Origin of the sequence: Porphyrobacter sp. TH134 (assembly GCF_002855495.1) — a bacterium.
GTDB lineage: Bacteria > Pseudomonadota > Alphaproteobacteria > Sphingomonadales > Sphingomonadaceae > Erythrobacter.
The window spans coordinates 61,028-77,372 of record NZ_PKRO01000007.1 but is presented as its reverse complement, the minus strand read 5'-3'; the positions used below and the strand labels follow the sequence as shown (position 1 = coordinate 77,372).

The 16,345-nt window shown below is 63.9% G+C and carries 13 protein-coding genes; 10 read left to right on the top strand and 3 right to left on the bottom strand.

All coding sequences use genetic code 11. The annotated features are described in order from the left end of the window. Nucleotides 1-64: 64 nt before the first annotated feature. Together C0V72_RS05180 and C0V72_RS05175 are read right to left on the bottom strand one after the other, a co-directional pair. Nucleotides 65-244, bottom strand: a complete 180-nt coding sequence (locus tag C0V72_RS05180) for a hypothetical protein (protein WP_067403197.1) — start codon at nucleotides 242-244, stop codon at nucleotides 65-67. Nucleotides 245-344: 100 nt separating this feature from the next. Then, nucleotides 345-1,943, bottom strand: coding sequence for an isocitrate lyase (locus tag C0V72_RS05175; RefSeq protein WP_101792161.1), 1,599 nt, complete (start codon nucleotides 1,941-1,943; stop codon nucleotides 345-347). 180 nt (nucleotides 1,944-2,123) lie between these two features. On the opposite strand from C0V72_RS05175, the gene C0V72_RS05170 reads away from it, so the two are divergent. From C0V72_RS05170 to C0V72_RS05140, 7 genes are all read left to right on the top strand, one after another. Next, the gene (locus C0V72_RS05170) at nucleotides 2,124-3,461 is read left to right on the top strand and encodes a helix-turn-helix domain-containing protein (RefSeq protein WP_101792160.1); all 1,338 of its coding nucleotides are present in this window, start codon (nucleotides 2,124-2,126) and stop codon (nucleotides 3,459-3,461) included. Between the two features lie 96 nt (nucleotides 3,462-3,557). Beyond that, on the top strand, nucleotides 3,558-3,830 hold the full coding sequence (locus C0V72_RS05165) for a hypothetical protein (RefSeq protein ID WP_101792159.1): 273 nt from the start codon (nucleotides 3,558-3,560) through the stop codon (nucleotides 3,828-3,830). Nucleotides 3,831-3,928: 98 nt separating this feature from the next. Further along, nucleotides 3,929-5,314 (top strand): TIGR03013 family XrtA/PEP-CTERM system glycosyltransferase, encoded by a 1,386-nt coding sequence (locus tag C0V72_RS05160; protein WP_101792158.1) that lies wholly within the window; start codon nucleotides 3,929-3,931, stop codon nucleotides 5,312-5,314. Further along, nucleotides 5,311-7,437: an XrtA/PEP-CTERM system histidine kinase PrsK gene (prsK, locus tag C0V72_RS05155; protein WP_233999785.1), complete on the top strand. Its 2,127-nt coding sequence runs from the start codon at nucleotides 5,311-5,313 to the stop codon at nucleotides 7,435-7,437. The genes C0V72_RS05160 and prsK overlap by 4 nt, the downstream gene beginning before the upstream one ends. After that, the gene (gene prsR / locus C0V72_RS05150) at nucleotides 7,437-8,801 is read left to right on the top strand and encodes a PEP-CTERM-box response regulator transcription factor (RefSeq protein ID WP_101792156.1); all 1,365 of its coding nucleotides are present in this window, start codon (nucleotides 7,437-7,439) and stop codon (nucleotides 8,799-8,801) included. Before prsK ends, prsR begins: the two co-directional genes overlap by 1 nt. After that, nucleotides 8,785-10,269: a tetratricopeptide repeat protein gene (locus C0V72_RS05145; RefSeq protein WP_101792155.1), complete on the top strand. Its 1,485-nt coding sequence runs from the start codon at nucleotides 8,785-8,787 to the stop codon at nucleotides 10,267-10,269. The genes prsR and C0V72_RS05145 overlap by 17 nt, the downstream gene beginning before the upstream one ends. Before the next feature lie 48 nt (nucleotides 10,270-10,317). Beyond that, nucleotides 10,318-11,313, top strand: a complete 996-nt coding sequence (locus C0V72_RS05140; protein WP_101792196.1) for a bile acid:sodium symporter family protein — start codon at nucleotides 10,318-10,320, stop codon at nucleotides 11,311-11,313. Here C0V72_RS05140 and panB read toward each other — a convergent pair. Next, a complete protein-coding gene (gene panB, locus C0V72_RS05135) occupies nucleotides 11,298-12,170 on the bottom strand; it encodes a 3-methyl-2-oxobutanoate hydroxymethyltransferase (RefSeq protein WP_101792154.1) in 873 nt (290 codons plus the stop codon). The two genes, C0V72_RS05140 and panB, sit on opposite strands and share 16 nt — an antisense overlap. A gap of 190 nt (nucleotides 12,171-12,360) precedes the next feature. On the opposite strand from panB, the gene C0V72_RS05130 reads away from it, so the two are divergent. The 3 genes from C0V72_RS05130 to C0V72_RS05120 all read left to right on the top strand — a co-directional run bounded on the left by C0V72_RS05130 (nucleotide 12,361) and on the right by C0V72_RS05120 (nucleotide 16,322). After that, entirely contained in the window at nucleotides 12,361-13,923 is a 1,563-nt protein-coding gene (locus C0V72_RS05130) for an amino acid permease (protein WP_101792153.1), read from the top strand. Between the two features lie 100 nt (nucleotides 13,924-14,023). Further along, nucleotides 14,024-14,815: a recA-like protein gene (locus C0V72_RS16580; protein ID WP_233999784.1), complete on the top strand. Its 792-nt coding sequence runs from the start codon at nucleotides 14,024-14,026 to the stop codon at nucleotides 14,813-14,815. After that, entirely contained in the window at nucleotides 14,757-16,322 is a 1,566-nt protein-coding gene (locus tag C0V72_RS05120) for a DNA polymerase Y family protein (protein WP_233999789.1), read from the top strand. Before C0V72_RS16580 ends, C0V72_RS05120 begins: the two co-directional genes overlap by 59 nt. The last annotated feature ends 23 nt before the right edge of the window (nucleotides 16,323-16,345 follow it).

The window sequence follows — 16,345 nt, the reverse complement described above, 5'->3', positions numbered from 1 at the left end:
CCTTGGCAGGGGCAATCCGGCGGCCGTTTCTCCTCCCCAGGAGAACTGTGAAACGGGTGCGGCCTTACGAGGGTACGTAAGTCCCGAGACGGTGGTGCAAGGCGTTGATCTTGGCCAGCTCTTCACGATCTTCGGTGTTGCGGGCGTGGCTTTCCAGCGCGCGGCGCAGCAACTTCATATCGGCGGTCGAAAGCAGCGCGCGGGCGCGCGCAGGCTCGGGGTTGGGGGTTTCGGTATCGCTCATCGTCACTCTCCTAGGGTGAATACCCGGCAAGCCTTAGGCGGCTTTGCGGGTAACCGGAAGGCCACAAAATTGCAGCCTTCCGGTCCCTCTCCCGGGCGTCTTAGGCCGCCTCGAACTGGTTCATCGTATTGTGCGCGCCGCCCGCCTTCAGGGCTGCTTCACCGGCGAAGTATTCCTTGTGATCGTCACCGATGTCGCTGCCCGACATGTTCTGGTGCTTCACACAGGCGATACCCTGGCGGATTTCCTCGCGCTGCACGTTCTTGACGTAGCCCAGCATTGCAGCTTCGCCAAAATACTCGCGGGCGAGGTTATCGGTGCTGAGCGCCGCGGTGTGGTAGGTCGGCAGGGTGATGAGGTGGTGGAAGATGCCCGCCCGCGCAGCGGCATCGCGCTGGAAGGTGCGGATCTTCTCATCGGCTTCGTCCGACAGCGCGGTGCCGTCGTAATCGACACTCATCAGCTTGGCGCGGTCATACGCCGACACATCCTTGCCGGCCGCTTCCCACGCATCGAACACCTGCTGGCGGAAGTTCAGCGTCCAGTTGAAGCTGGGCGAGTTGTTGTAGACCAGCTTGGCATTCGGCACGACTTCGCGGATGCGGTCGACCATGCTGGCGATCTGTTCCACGTGGGGCTTCTCGGTCTCGATCCACAGCAGGTCAGCGCCATTCTGCAAGGACGTGATGCAATCAAGCACCACGCGGTCCTCGCCCGTCCCGGCGCGGAACTGGTAGAGGTTGGAGGGCAGGCGCTTGGGGGCGAGCAGCTTGCCGTCGCGGCTGATGAAGACCTGACCATTGGTGATGTTGGCGGGATCGACCTCGTCGGCGTCAAGGAAGCTGTTGTACTGGTCGCCCAGATCGCCCGGCTCCTTCGAGAAGGCGATTTGTTTGGTGAGGCCAGCGCCGAGCGAGTCGGTGCGGGCGACGATGATGCCGTCGTCCACGCCCATTTCAAGGAAGGCCATGCGGCAGGCGCGGATCTTCTGGAGGAACTCTTCGTGCGGCACGGTGACCTTGCCGTCCTGGTGGCCGCACTGCTTTTCGTCCGACACCTGGTTTTCGATCTGGAGCGCGCAGGCACCCGCTTCGATCATCTTCTTGGCGAGGAGGTAGGTCGCCTCTGCATTGCCGAAGCCTGCGTCGATGTCGGCGATGATCGGCACGACGTGGGTTTCATAGTTGTCGATCGCGTTCTCGATGCGCTTGGCTTCCACAGCGTCCCCGGCCTTGCGGGCAGCGTCGAGGGCGCGGAACATCATGCCGAGCTCGCGCGCGTCGGCCTGCTTGAGGAAAGTGTAGAGCTCCTCGATCAGCGCAGGCACCGAGGTCTTCTCGTGCATCGACTGGTCGGGCAGCGGGCCGAACTCGCTACGCAGCGCTGCGACCATCCAGCCCGACAGGTAGAGGTAACGCTGCTTGGTGGTGCCGAAGTGCTTCTTGATCGCGATCAGCTTTTGCTGCGCGATGAAGCCGTGCCAGCAGCCCAGCGACTGGGTGTATTGGGCAGGGTTTGCGTCATAGGCGGCCATGTCGGCGCGCATGATCCCGGCGGTGTACTTGGCGATGTCGAGCCCGGTGCGGAAGCGGTTCTGGGTGACCATGCGGGCGGCGCTTTCGGGGTCGATTGCGGCCCAGCTCGATCCGTTGGCAGAAACGATGCCCTGCATCCGGGTGATGGTGTTCTGATAAGTCATAACTGTCTCCTGTCCATCCTGGGGAGGGGGTTGAGGCCTTGCAGACTCGCGCCGCTGGATGAGCAGGGTTTGGCGTGCTGCGCCGCAGTATGACAGGAAAAATTACAGATAATCGTGTCGCTATGCCGACAATCGCCGGCAATCTTGTGTCAATCGGTAAATTAATTTACAAATCCTCCCATGGCTGACACCAACCTCCTCGCCGGACCTGCCTTGCGCCGACTGCGCAAACGCGAAGGCCTGACCCAAGCCGGAATGGCGGGCATCCTCGGGATCTCGCCCTCTTACCTTAACCTGATCGAGCGCAACCAGCGCCCCCTGTCAGCCCGCGTGCTGGTGCAGGTGATCGAGCGGTTCGATTTCGATCCGCGCAGTTTGCGTGAAGACGACGCCATCGGCGGGCTCGACGGCCTTGTCAGGCGCATGGCTGACAAACGCTTCGGCGATCTCGGGATCGACCGTGAGGAAGTGCAGGAATTTCTCGCCGCCGCGCCGCAAATCGCTGCCGCCTTCGCCCGGCTCTACGATACGGGCGGGGGTGAGCGATTGGTGGTGGAAGACACCGCGGCCGCCGCGCGCCGTGCGGTCGAACGCTGGCAGAACCACTTCGCCGATCTCGATCACGCCGCCGAAGACCTTGCCGATGAATTGCGCCTTTCGCGCGGGGAAATCAGCGCGGCCTTGGGCGAACGCCTGCGCGAAAAGCACCAGCTTCAGGTGCGCATTCTGCCGGCCGAAGTCATGCCGGGGCAGGTCCATCGGCTCGATCTCCACGCGCGGCAATTGCAGCTTTCCGAAATGCTCCCCGGCGCCGCGCGACGGTTTCAGATTGCCCGGCAAGTCGGGCAGCTGGAAATGCGCGAAGGCATCGAGATGCTGGTGGCAGGCGCTAACCTTGCCAGTGCGGATGCGCGCGATGCTTTTCGCGAACATATCGCCGATTATCTCGCGGGCGCGCTGTTGCTTCCCTATCGCCGGTTCCTGCGCGCTTGCGAGACGACTGGATATGATCTGGCGGTTCTCCAGCGCCGCTTTGCTGTCAGCTTCGATCAGGTTGCCCAGCGGCTCACCACGCTGGGGCGGGTCGGCGAGCGCGGGTTGCCGTTCTTCACGGCAGTGATCGACCGGGCGGGACGGATGACCAGTTTCACCGCTGGCGGGAGCGGCGCGATATATCCGCTCGAAGGCGCGCGCTGGCCCGCATGGGTGCCCTATGCCGCGTTCGAGCGTCCCGGAACCGTGCTCACGCAGGCCGTTACCTTCGGCGAGGGCGAAGCGGCAGCACGGCACTGGTTCACGATCACGCGTACCGTCGATGGGGACGGCGTCATGTGCGCAGGTCGCCGCGCGGTGGTGCTCGGGATCGAGGCCCGCTTTGCTGGAGACCTTGCCCACGCCCGCGGAGTCTCTCTTGCACGGGAAGACGCCGTTCCGCTGGGAACACCATGTCTGCGCTGCGGACGGGTGGAATGCCTGACACCCGCGCCTGCCCGCCTCGCCAGCGTTCCGCGCACCTGAACCATTCGGTCGCGCTCATCAGCGAATTGGAACATTCATCGCCAATAGCCGGTTCGCTTGGCCTAGGATGTTCCTCCTCGTCTTGAAAGTTGATCCATGGAAAACGAACCCGCAACCGACGTGCAGCACACCGCCGCTCCGGTCCACACGACAACCATCATTCGCGAAAAGCGGGGCTCAGGCGGTGTGGTGATCGGACTGATCGTGGTCGTGGCCCTTGTGGTCGCAGGCTTTATTTATATACGCGCGCAGGATTCCGAAGTGATGCGCGATGCAGCGGTAGCCGACGCGGCCCAGAAGGTCGGTGACAGCGCCGAGCAGGCTGGCGAAGCGATTGAGAATGCCGCGAATAAGGTCACTGGGGAGTAAGCTCGACCGGCTATCGCAAAGGCAGTGTAAAGTTTACCGACATTTCATTTCTTGGCCTTAGTCCGGTGCCTCAACAAGGTTAACCGGACCGCCATGAAATGATCCGCCTGTTCAAGCATTATATCCCGCATGCCGTGCTGCTGCTCGGATTGCTTGATCTTGGCCTGCTTGTCATGGCGAGCGAGATCGCTTGGCAGTGGCGCGCGCACCAGATCGGCATGGACATGGCCAGCCTCAGCGGGCGCGGCCTGGCCTTGTTCGGCACCGCGTCGGTGATCTGGCTGGCGATGATTGCGGTTGGCGTATACGGCCCCAACGCGCTCAGATCCTTGAGGTTTGCTGGCGCACGCGTGCTGGTGGCGATCAGTTTGGGCATCATTGCGCTTGCGGTTGTCGACTTCGTCATCCCCAGCGATCTGTTCTGGCGTTCGACCCTGCTCTACACCATGGGTCTGGCTATTCTGGTTCTGGTCGCCGACCGGCTGTTACTCAATTCGTTTCTCGGGTCATCGGCCTTTCGCCGCCGGGTGATGGTCTTGGGCGCGGGCAACCGCGCGCAGCGGCTGCGCGTTCTGGGAGACAAGCCCGAAACCGGTTTTGTGATCGTTTCCTACATCGCCATGAGCGATGATGCCCGCGTCGTTGAAGAGGCTATCCCGCGTTCGGCGGTTCATGATTTGGGCCGGTTTGTCGAAAATCTCGGCGTTTCCGAAGTGGTCCTTGCGCTGCAGGAACGGCGCAACGCGCTGCCGCTCAAGGATCTGCTCCGGATCAAGACGAAGGGCGTCCACGTCAATGACTTCTCCAGCTTCATCGAGCGCGAGACGGGCCGTGTTGACCTCGATACGATCAACCCCAGCTGGCTGATTTTCTCTGACGGCTTTTCAAGCAGCCGGATGTTTTCCAGCGCGGTCAAACGCATCTTTGACATCACCGCCAGTCTGATTTTGCTGACCCTGACGCTGCCCGTTATCGTGCTGTTTGCAGCGCTGGTGAAGCTTGACAGCAAAGGGCCCGCCTTCTTCCGCCAGACCCGCGTGGGGCTTTACGGCGAACCCTTCACGCTTATCAAACTGCGCTCGATGCGCACCGATGCCGAAAAGGACGGCGCCAAGTGGGCCGAGGAAAACGACCCGCGCATCACGCGGTTGGGGCGGTTTATCCGCAAGGTCCGGATCGACGAGCTGCCGCAGACCTGGAGCGTGCTGAAAGGCGAGATGAGCTTTGTCGGCCCGCGTCCTGAGGTGCCCTCGTTTGTTGAAAGTCTGGAAGAGGAAATCCCCTTCTACGGCGAGCGGCACATGGTCAAACCCGGCATCACGGGCTGGGCGCAGATCAACTATCCTTACGGCGCTTCGGTCGAAGACAGCCGCTGCAAGCTGGAATATGATCTTTACTACGCCAAAAATTATACGCCCTTTCTGGATTTTGTGATCCTGCTGCAAACGCTGCGGGTGGTCCTGTGGCCGGAGGGCGCGCGGTGATTGCGCCCATCTCTCCCGCGTCGATGGGCGAAACGCTGGTCTGGGCGGCAGGGGCCATCTTGAGCGCCGGCGCCTTGCTGTGGATTTGGCGCCACGGCGAGCGCACCCGGCCTGACCTTATCGGGTTAATGGTCGCCTCTGGTGCAAGCACGCTATGGTGCGCGCTCGCGGCAGGCCTCGGGGCGGATCACACCGCGGCAATCCTCGCCGCGATGACGCGCAATCTGGCGCTTATCGCGACCATTTTCTGCCTGTTTGCCGCCGATGGCCGCAGCGCAAGCGTCAAGCCGGTGCGGCCCTTGATTATCGCGCTGGTGCTTGTGCAACTGCTCCAGCCGGTCGTGCTGCTGATCGGCAACCGGATCAGCGGCGTTCCTGATCTGGCCGAGGCGGTGTTTCAGGCGCGGTTACTGATCGATATGCTGGTGGCGATCGGTGCGCTGATGCTGCTGCACAACCTGTATGCCGGCGCACCGAACGCGCTTCGTCCCGTGCTGCGCTGGACCGGGATCGCGCTCGCCGGGATTTTTGCCTTTGATCTCAACCTTTACATGCTGGCCTATCTGGGCGGAGCAATGCCCGAATTGCTCGGCAATATCCGCGGCTTGTTTGCCGGCATCATGGCAGTGCTGTTTGCCCTTGGGATGAATGCTGCGGGACCGCGCGTGCAGTTCAGCCCGTCGCGCATCGTGACCTTTCGTACGCTCTCGTTGGTGCTGATTGGCGGGTACTTGTCGGCCATGGTGCTGGTGACAAAATCGCTGGCCATGCTCGGCGGCGAAGTTGCGCGCGCCAGCCAGATTGTGTTCGTTGCCGCGGCTGTGGTGGGGGCCGCTATCGCGCTTCCATCGTCGCGGCTGCGCGGTTGGCTTCGGGTGACGGCCACCAAACATCTCTTTCAGCACCGCTACGACTACCGCCAGGAATGGCTGCGTTTCACCCGGACGATCGGCCATGGCGGCGCCAGCGGCGCCAGCCTTGAAGAGCGCGCGGTCAAGGCTTTGGCCGACATGACCGAAAGCCCTGCGGGGCTGTTGCTGATGCCCAACGAGGAAGCTCAGCTGGAACTGACTGCACGGTGGAACTGGCCAACCATTGCAGTGCCAGCCGTGGCAGGCGATTTTGCCCTGTCCGGTCTGCTTGAACAGCATAACCTGATCCTCGCCTTTGACGAGGCGCGCGCCGGGATCGATCATTGCGGGGAAACAGCGCAGCTTCCCGAATGGCTGCTGGAAGCCGACGATGTCTGGGCGCTGGTCCCGCTGATCCATTTTGACCGGTTGGTGGGGGTCATCGTCTTGGCCCGGCCGCGAACCCCGCGCCAACTTGACTGGGAAGACTTCGATCTACTGCGTGTCGCTGGCCAGCAGTTGGCGAGCTATCTTGCCGAACAGGCCGGGCAGCAGGCCTTGATGGATGCAAGCCGGTTTGATGAATTCAACCGCCGGATCGCGTTTGTGATGCACGATATCAAGAACCTCGTCAGCCAGCTTTCCCTGCTTGCGGCCAATGCCGAACGCCATGCTGATAACCCCGCATTTCGGGCTGATATGCTGGTCACGCTGCGCAATTCGGCTGACAAGCTGTCCGCGCTGCTGGCGCGCCTCGGTCGCTATGGTTCGGGTCAGGTCAACGCGCTTGGTCCGATCGACCTGGTCGAACTGGCGCGCACGATGGCCGAGCGTTTCAAATCCGCGCATCCTGTCGCTTTGACGCGCGAGGCCACGGTCATGGTCATGGGCAACCGTGAAGCGCTGGAACAGACGCTGATCCATCTTGTGCAGAATGCCATTGATGCAAGCGAGCCTGACATGCCGGTGTTTCTCGATGTGACCACGCAGGGTCTGCATGGCACCATCGAGGTGGTGGATGCAGGGGCGGGCATGAGCCCTGAATTTGTCCGGACCGGTCTGTTCAAGCCGTTCGTTTCGTCCAAGGCGGGCGGCTTTGGTATCGGCGCCTTCGAAGCGCGCGAATTGGTGCGCGCCATGGGTGGCCGCATCGCGGTGGAATCGCGCGAAGGGCTGGGAACCCGCTTTGCCGTGGCGCTCCCGCTGGCAGAGGTCGCGCGTCTGCGAGAGGTAGATGGCTTCGATGATGGCTCGGCGCAAAAGGTGGCATGATGGCTGACAAGAAACCCGTGCTGTTGGTGATCGAGGATGACCCAGGCCTGCAAGCCCAGCTGAAATGGGCCTATGACGATTTTGAAGTGGTCATTGCCGGTGACCGCGACAGCGCGATTGCGGCGCTGCGGTCAGAAATGCCGGGCGTGGTGACGCTCGATCTCGGGTTGCCGCCCGATCCTGATGGCACCAGCGAAGGGTTTGCCGTGCTTGATGCCATCATGGCGCTGAAGCCCGGCACCAAGGTGATCGTCGCCAGCGGACACGGTGCGCGGGAAAGCGCGCTGACAGCGATCGCGCGCGGAGCGTATGATTTCTATCAGAAGCCGATCGATATTGATGCGCTGGGCCTGATCGTGCGCCGGGCTTTCAACCTGCGCACCATCGAGGAGGAAAACCGCCGCCTTGTGGCCTCCAGCAGCGCTGACAAGACCGTACTGGGCCGCCTCATCACCGGCGCGCCGGAGATGGTCAAGGTCGCGCGGACTATCGAACGCGTTGCCAAAACCAGCGTGTCGGTGATGCTGCTCGGCGCGAGCGGAACCGGAAAGGAACTGCTCGCCAAGGGGCTGCATGATTCCAGCGACCGGGCTGATGGACCCTTTGTGGCGATCAATTGCGCAGCGATCCCCGAGACGTTGCTCGAAAGCGAGCTGTTCGGGCACGAGAAAGGCGCCTTCACAGGGGCGGTCAAGACCACCGAGGGCAAGATCGAAAGCGCCCATGGCGGCACGCTGTTCCTTGATGAGGTAGGCGACATCCCGCTGCCACTTCAGGTCAAGTTGCTGCGCTTTTTGCAGGAACGGACCATCGAACGCATCGGCGGCCGGCGGGCGATTGCGGTCAACACCCGGATTGTCTGCGCCACCCACCAGGACCTCGAAACGATGATCCAGCAGGGCAGTTTCCGCGAGGATCTGTTCTACCGGCTCGCTGAAATCGTCATCCGGATCCCCGGCCTGGCTGAACGCCACGGCGATCCGGTTCTGTTGGCCAAAGCTTTCCTCAAGCGTTTCGCCGCCGAAATGAATCCGAGCGTCACCGGGTTTGCTCCCGATGCGCTTGCGGCGATTGATGCGCATGAATGGCCGGGTAATGTGCGCGAGCTGGAAAACCGGATCAAACGCGCCGTCATCATGGCGGATGGCAAGTTGGTCACTGCGGACGATCTCGATCTCGGCGCAGGCAAGGCCGAAGATGCCGATGTGCTGAACTTGAAGGCCGCGCGCGAAGCCGCTGATCGCCGCGTTATCCGCCATGCCTTGTCGCGCAGTGAAGGCAATATTTCCAGTACCGCCAAGTTGCTGGGGATCAGCCGTCCGACGCTGTATGACCTGCTCAAGCAATATGACCTGCAAACGTGACGTTGCAGCGGCACTGGGCGCACTGCTGCTCGCGCTGACAGGTTGCAGTGGCAACGCGCCGGACAGCGGCGGCGCTGACGGTGGTCCGGACAGTCAAGCCCATCTCCGGCTGCTGGCCGATGCCAATGCGGCGATGGGTGAGGGCCGCCTGAACGATGCCGCCCGGCTGCTGGACGACGCCCGCCGCAAGGGGCCTGAAAGTCCCGAACTGTGGTTGGCAATCGCCCGCTTGCGGCTGCGCGGGGGTGAGCATCTGGCCGCTGTTGCGGCGGCCGATCGGGCGCTGGCGCTTGGCCCAGCTTATGCACCCGCGCTGTTGCTGCGTGCCATCATGGTGCGCGATGCCCATGGTGCAGCCGATGCGCTGGTGTGGTTTGCAGCAGCGCGCAAAGCGGATGGTGACAATCCCGACATCCTTGCCGAATATGCCGCGACCCTTGGCGACAGTGGTCAGGCCACGGCGATGCTGGCAATGGTGCGCGAACTTGCGCGCGCTGCGCCCGATGATCCGCGCGTCCCCTATCTTCAGGCGGTGCTGGCAGCGCGGGGCGGAGAACTTGCACTGGCCCGCAGCTTGCTCACCGCCAGCGCGATGGCTGAGCAGGGGGTGCCGGCCGCCATGATGCTCGATGCGATCATCAGCCTGGAACAGGGCAATGCGGATAGCGCAGCTTTCACGCTTGAACGGCTGGCAGCACGCCAGCCTGCCAACAGCCGCGTACGCGATCTGCTTGCCAAGGCGATGCTGGCAGGTGGGCGTGCAGCTGAACTGGTCGAGCGCTTCGGCGCGCAAGCAGCTTTGCCCGAAGCTTCTCCCTATCTGGCGATGCTGGTCGCCCGCGCATACGAGCGGCTGGGCGACCGGGCTGCTGCGGCGCCATTGTTGGCGCGGGCCTATGGGGGTGTGTCCTTGGCTCCGGTTCCACTCGCCGTGCAAGACGGTTTGCCGGGGCCGACGGCAAGCCTGCGGCGTGCCTTATCCGAGGGCAAGGCCGGTACTGCGCGCCAGCAGGCCGCAGCGCTGCGCGAGCGCTTCCCGGCATCGGCCGACGTGGCCAGCCTGTCCGGCGATGCCTTGCTTGCCGCCGGCGATACGCAAGCGGCCTTGGCCGATTATGCGCGAGCGGCCACGGCGCGGCGGCCTTGGGCACTGACCCGCAAGACCGTTTGGGCCTTTTCCCGGTCCGGCAACGGCCAAGCGGCTGACTTGCTGCTGGCACGGCATGTGGTGGGTGAAACCGAGACAGCCAGCGCTTTGATCGCCTTGGCTGCCCAGCGATCGGCCGCTGCCGACTGGGCGCGGGTCGCCATCCTTCTCGATCATGCCGTAGCGCGCGGAGCGGGGCACGATCCGGCGCTGCTGGGGCTGCGCCTGCGTGCCGCACAGGCGCTTTACCAGCCAGCCGAAATGGAGCGCTTTGCCGCGCTGCTATCGCAAGTGCGACCGCGCAGTCTGGCCGCGCATTAAGGCACGGCTCTCGACAAGATGCCCTCGGCAGGGCAGGGCCTGCGCCCCATGAACCAGCCTGTCACTCGTGCCCCGCGTTTTGCCGTCTTGAGCGATCCGATGATCGCCGTGCTGGTTTTTGCGACGATCCTTGCCATTCTTCTGCCCGCTGCCGGCGAAGCGCGGGCGGCCGCGACAATGGTGTCCAATATCGGCATTTTTGTGCTGTTTCTTGTCAATGGCATGCGTATCCGCCGCAGCGAAATCGCACGCGGGCTCGCCAATTGGCGGTATTTTGGCCCCCTTTTGCTCTTCGTGTTCGGGGTGATGGCGCTGGGCGGGGTGGGCTTTGCAGGCCTTGCAGGAACCATGCTGCCGCCGCTGGTCGCGATCGGCTTTGTCTATCTTGGCTGTTTACCCTCAACCGTGCAGTCAGCCACCAGTTACACCAGTCTGGCCGAGGGCAATGTCGGCTTGTCGGTGGTTGGCGCGGCATTGATCAATATTGCGGGCGTACTGATCAGCGCGCCGCTGTTTGCAGTGCTGGGCGGCGGCGGGGCCGGGGGGATCGGGAGCGAGGCGATTCTTCGCATCGGTCTGATTCTGGTGCTGCCTTTCGTGATCGGACAGGTGGTGCAGGACCGCGTGATCGACCGCGTGGCCAAGCACCGCGCACGCATTGCCTGGCTTGACCGCGCGGTGATCGGGATTGCGGTCTATGTCGCGTTCTCGGGCGCGGTGGAGCAGGGGCTGGGGCGGATGTTTGCAGCGGCTGACTGGGCCGTGTTGGTCGGGCTGGTTCTGGCGATGTTGGCGCTGGCCTTGGCCGGTGCGTGGGGCACTGCCAGCCTGCTCGGCCTGCCACGCCCTGACCGGATCGCGTTTCTGTTTGCCGGATCGCAGAAAAGTGTCGCCATCGGCGCGCCGCTGGCAGCGATCCTGTTTCCGCCTGCCAGCGCCGGGTTCGTGATCGCGCCGCTGCTGCTCTACCACCTTGCCCAGCTGGTGCTGGCCGCGCCGCTAGCGATGCGGCTCAAGCAGGGAACGCATCAGGCTTTGGGCTGATAGGTCTGATCGCTGGTCGGAAACGCGCGGGTGCGCACATCATCGGCATAGCGGGCGACTGTGCGATCGATCACCCCGGCAATATCCTCGTACCGCTTCACAAACCGCGGAACACGTTCGAACATGCCGAGCATATCTTCGGTCACCAGCACCTGACCGTCGCACAGGGCCGAGGCGCCAATGCCGATGGTGGGGCAACTGACTGCCTGTGTGGCCGCAATCGCAATCGGTTCGACCACGCCTTCGATTACGATGGCAAAGGCCCCGGCCTGATCCAGCGCCTTGGCATCCGCAACGATCTTTTCTGCCTCGGCATCCGAACGGCCGCGCGCGCCATAGCCGCCCAGCACATTGACAGCCTGCGGCGTCAGACCGACGTGGCCCATCACCGGAATGCCGCGCTGGTTGAGAAAACCCACCGTCTCCGCCATCGCCGCGCCGCCTTCCAACTTCACGGCAGCGGCCCCGGTCTGCTTCAGCAGAAATGCCGCACTCTCGAAGGCTTGCTGCGGTGAGGCTTCGTAAGCGCCAAACGGCATGTCCACCACAACCACCGAATGATAGCTGCCGCGCACCACCGCCGCCCCGTGGTTCGCCATCATCTCCAGCGTCACCGGCACGGTCGAGGGCAGGCCATAGATCACCTGTCCCAGCGAATCCCCCACCAGCAACAGGTCGCAATGCGCATCGAGCAATTGCGCCTGCCGGGCGGTATACGCGGTCAGCATGACCAGCGGCTGCGCTGTCACGCCGTCCTGTTTACGGGCGCGGATCGCTGGCACGGTCAAGCGCCGCATCGGCGCCGGGGTAGGGTTGGCGCGGCTCGTGCTGGTGTCGAGTTGGAAGGTCGTGGACATGAACAGCGTGTAGCGACTGCGTGCGGCGGGGGAAAGAGCGCGCTTTCAGCTTGTGTTGCGCCCCTGTTGCGCTAGCGTTGCGGCCTAACGACCGCGCGGGGGATCTGCCGCGGTCAGTGGGAGACCTAATCCAGATGTTTCTTGACAGGATCAAGCCGCGCGCCGCGCAGGCGTGCAGGGGAAAATTGTAATGGCAAGCAAACCCAAGAAATCCATCATCGGGCAGATGTTCGCGCGCAAATCGATTGCGCAGGTCCAGCATGAAACCCAGACCAGCGAGCTGAAGCGTTCACTTGGCAAGTGGAACCTGCTGCTGCTGGGCGTGGGCTGCATCATCGGGGCGGGGATTTTCGTCCGTACCGGCAGCGCGGCCGCGCTCCATGCCGGGCCTGCCGTGCTGCTGAGCTTTGTGGTGGCCGGTATCGTCTGTGCCTTTGCAGGCCTATGTTATGCCGAGCTTTCCTCGACCCTGCCGGTGTCGGGATCGGCATACACCTATGGCTATACCACGCTCGGTGAATTTGTAGCGTGGATCATGGGTGCGTTGCTGCTGCTCGAATATGGTCTGGCCGCGTCCGTGGTGGCCGTGGGGTGGGGCGGCTATGTCGTCAGCCTGCTCGCCGATTTCGGACTGCAAATCCCGCCGCAATTTACTGGCCCTGCCGGTTACACGCTGATGCGTGATGGCGTGCCGGTGGTGGTCGATGGCCAGACGGTGACGACGATCTTCAACCTGCCAGCCTTTCTCATTTGCATGGCCCTGGCCGGATTGCTGGTGGTGGGCGTGTCGGAATCGGCCAAGGTCAACAACGTGATCGTCGCCATCAAGGTCAGCGTGCTTGCCGCGTTCATTCTGGTCGGCGGCGCGATCGTGCTGGGCAACCTCCCCGATCTCGTGGCAACCAATTGGGTGCCGTTCATCCCTGAAAACACCGGCCCGGGCGAGTTCGGGGTCGACGGGATCATGCGTGCAGCCTCGATCGTGTTCTTTGCCTATATCGGGTTTGAAGCGGTCTCGACTGCTGGCCAGGAGGCCAAGAACCCGGCCAAAGATATGCCCTTCGGCATTATCGGCAGCCTGGTGGTGTGCACGGTGATCTACATGCTGGTGGCTGCCATCATGACGCTGCTGGTGCCCTACAATACCCTGAACGTGCCCGATCCGGTCGCGGTGGTGGTCGACAATTTCGGCGCGCAATGGGGCTGGCTGGCCAAGATCATCAAGATCGGTGCGATCATTGGTCTGACGTCTGTGGTGCTGGTGCTGATGTATGCGCAGACGCGCATTTTCTACACCATGGCCCGCGACGGGTTGTTGCCCAAGGTGTTCAGCCGGGTGAACCCGCGCTTCCAGACCCCGGCGCTCAACACCATCGTCGTCGGGGTTGTCACCGCGGTTGCGGCGGGCTTCTTCGATATCAACGTGCTGGGCGACATGACCTCGGTCGGCACGCTCGCGGCCTTTGCGATCGTGTGCTTGTCGGTGATCTATCTGCGCCGTGCCGCGCCTGATCTGCCGCGCGGGTTCAAGGTGCCGCTCTATCCGGTGCTGCCGGTGCTTGGGATCCTGTCGTGCCTCTACCTGATCACCACGGTGCCTTGGGACGTTCTCAAGTTCTTCATGTGGTACATGATTGGCGGCGTGGCGCTGTATTTCATCTACGGCATCCGCAACTCCAACCTCCAGCATGGCGATTGGCAGGATGATGCGCCCGACATGGGCGAGTTTCCGGGGCCGGTGGCTGGCGACTGACCAGCCTTGATGAGGGCGCTTTGGAGGGCGCGGGAAGCAATATCGCTTCCCGCGCCCTTTGCATTGCCAGAAAAGGAATGTTGGAACATAATGCGAACATATGAGTCGTTCTGTTATGCCTTCCCCCTCGTTCAAACCATCGCCCGCCCGGGTTTTGCCGCGCTCACCGGCTGAACAGCGCTGGCGGCCCGGCCTTACTGGGCAGCCGTTCCATTCCGAGATTTTCGCGTCTGCCGCTGAGGCGAGCGGGGCGGGACTGGCTCTGGCATTGGTGCGCGATGCGCTGCAATCGGCGGATCAGGGTGCGGATGCGGCTGCAGCCGGAGACACTCGCCAGGTGCTGTGGGTACAGGACCGCAAGGCCATGCAGCTGGGCGGGCGGCCCTGCGTGGCAGGCTTGCCGCCCGATCTTCGCCACCGCCTGATTCACGTTGCCGCTGCCACGCCCGAGGACGCGCTGTTCGCGCTGGAGGAGGGGCTCAAGTGCCGCGATCTGGCCTGTGTGATTGGCGAGATCGCAGGCAATCCCCGCGCACTCAGCTTTACCGCCTCGCGCCGGCTCAGCCTGACGGCCGAACGCCACGGGGTGCGATTATGGCTGGTGCGGCTCGACGCTGCGCCAGATTTGTCCTCGGCGCGGATGCGCTGGCAGGTGCGCGCCGCACCCTCGCTCTTGCCGCGCTGGAATCCGGCCGCCCCCGGCACAGCCAGCTGGCATGCCGAACTGTTCCGCGCCCGCGCCCATGCGCCAGGCGAATGGATGCTTTACGATGACACTGGAACCCTGCGCATCTGCCCTGAACCCGAAATCGAACGCGCCGCCGCGCCGTATCCTGTCCATCTGGCTCGCCCGACTGTCGGTCGATCGCTGGCAGCGCGGGCACGCGCCTGATGCTCCGGAAGCGTCCGCGCCCACTGCGCTGATCGCTGATACGGCGCATGGTCCGCGCATCACCGCCGCCAATGATGCCGGGTTGGCTGCTGGCGCACGGGCGGGCATGCTGCTGGCCGATGCGCGCGCGCTGTGCCCCGATCTGGCTGCTGTTCCGGCCGATCCGGTAGGCGATCTTGCGGCGCTGGAGAAGCTCGCCTTGTGGGCGCAGCGCTGGGGGCCGTGGAGCGCGCTTGACCCGCCTGATGGCCTGCTGGTCGATGTCACCGGAGCAGCTCATCTGTTTGGCGGCGAGGCCCGCCTGCTGGCTGATGTGGTCGCTGCTTTTGCACAGCGCGGTCTTATGGCCCGCGGCGCGCTTGCACCTACGGCCGGGGCGGCCTGGGCGCTGGCGCATTATGGCCGCCGCGCTGCTATCCTCGCCCCCGATGATAATCCGCTGCGCGCCTTGGGGGATCTGCCGGTCGCAGCGCTCAGGCTTGATGATGATGTGCTGACCGTGCTCCGGCGTCTGGGGATCAAGCAGCTTGGCGAGCTGGCCGGGGTCAGCGGCGCCTCGGACGATCCGGGGCAAGAAGCTGCCGCCCGCGACGCCTTGCGCCGCCGGTTCCGCAATCACCGCTCGCCAGCGGCCAATCCGCTACTGCGCCTTGACCAGCTGCTGGGCCGTGTGCCCGAGCCGCTGCTGCCGGTGATTGCCCGCCCCATGCCGATGGTGCAGCGCCGGTTGCTGGAGCCGCTGCGCCACCGTGCGCCGCTCGACCAAGTGATGGCCGATCTTGCGGCTGACATGGTGCGCGCGCTCGAAGCGCGGGGCGAGGGTGCACGGCGGCTCGAACTGGCGCTGTGGCGGGTTGATGGCGCGGTTGTGCAGCGCCGGATCGAACTGGCCGCCGCCACCCGCGAAGCCAGCCATATCATTCGGCTGTTCGCCGCCCGGCTCGATGATGTCGAAGCCGGGTTCGGGATCGAGATGATGCAGCTGCGCGCCAGCTGGAGTGAGCCGCTCGGCCTCTCGCAGACCGATCTTGATGCCGCAGCCGAGGACCACGGCACTGCATTGGCCGCCTGCATCGACCGGCTGACTGTGCGCCTGGGTGCGAAGGCCGTCACGCGTCCGGTGCCGCGCGCCAGTCATATCCCGGAACGCGCTGCTGGCTGGCAGCCGCCGCTTGATCCGGTGCCAGCCTTGCAGGAGCCCTTCGCGTTCCACACCCGTCCCTTGAAGTTGCTCGACCGGGCGGAGCCGATTGCAGTGCTTTATGCCTCGCCCGACGGCGTCCCCCAGCGCTTCCGCTGGCGCGGCGAGGTGCGTGAGGTCACACGGGTTGAAGGGCCGGAGCGGATCGCGCCCGAATGGTGGCGCGAAAAGTCTACCGCTCGCCTGCGCGATTATTACCGGATCGAGGATGCGGCCGGGCGGCGCTACTGGATTTACCGCCAGGGGATAGTCGGTGACGGACGCGGCGGCATACCCGACTGGTTCTTGCAGGGGCTTTATGCCTAACGCCGCCTTAGCAATGCGCTCAG

Bases quoted from the DNA above. Each gene is read 5' to 3' on its own strand.
- C0V72_RS05180 (WP_067403197.1), bottom strand. From the start codon at position 244: ATGAGCGATACCGAAACCCCCAACCCCGAGCCTGCGCGCGCCCGCGCG.
- C0V72_RS05175 (WP_101792161.1), bottom strand. From the start codon at position 1,943: ATGACTTATCAGAACACCATCACCCGGATGCAGGGCATCGTTTCTGCC.
- C0V72_RS05170 (WP_101792160.1), top strand. From the start codon at position 2,124: ATGGCTGACACCAACCTCCTCGCCGGACCTGCCTTGCGCCGACTGCGC.
- C0V72_RS05165 (WP_101792159.1), top strand. From the start codon at position 3,558: ATGGAAAACGAACCCGCAACCGACGTGCAGCACACCGCCGCTCCGGTC.
- C0V72_RS05160 (WP_101792158.1), top strand. From the start codon at position 3,929: ATGATCCGCCTGTTCAAGCATTATATCCCGCATGCCGTGCTGCTGCTC.
- prsR (WP_101792156.1), top strand. From the start codon at position 7,437: ATGGCTGACAAGAAACCCGTGCTGTTGGTGATCGAGGATGACCCAGGC.
- C0V72_RS05145 (WP_101792155.1), top strand. From the start codon at position 8,785: ATGACCTGCAAACGTGACGTTGCAGCGGCACTGGGCGCACTGCTGCTC.
- C0V72_RS05140 (WP_101792196.1), top strand. From the start codon at position 10,318: ATGAACCAGCCTGTCACTCGTGCCCCGCGTTTTGCCGTCTTGAGCGAT.
- panB (WP_101792154.1), bottom strand. From the start codon at position 12,170: ATGTCCACGACCTTCCAACTCGACACCAGCACGAGCCGCGCCAACCCT.
- C0V72_RS05130 (WP_101792153.1), top strand. From the start codon at position 12,361: ATGGCAAGCAAACCCAAGAAATCCATCATCGGGCAGATGTTCGCGCGC.
- C0V72_RS16580 (WP_233999784.1), top strand. From the start codon at position 14,024: ATGAGTCGTTCTGTTATGCCTTCCCCCTCGTTCAAACCATCGCCCGCC.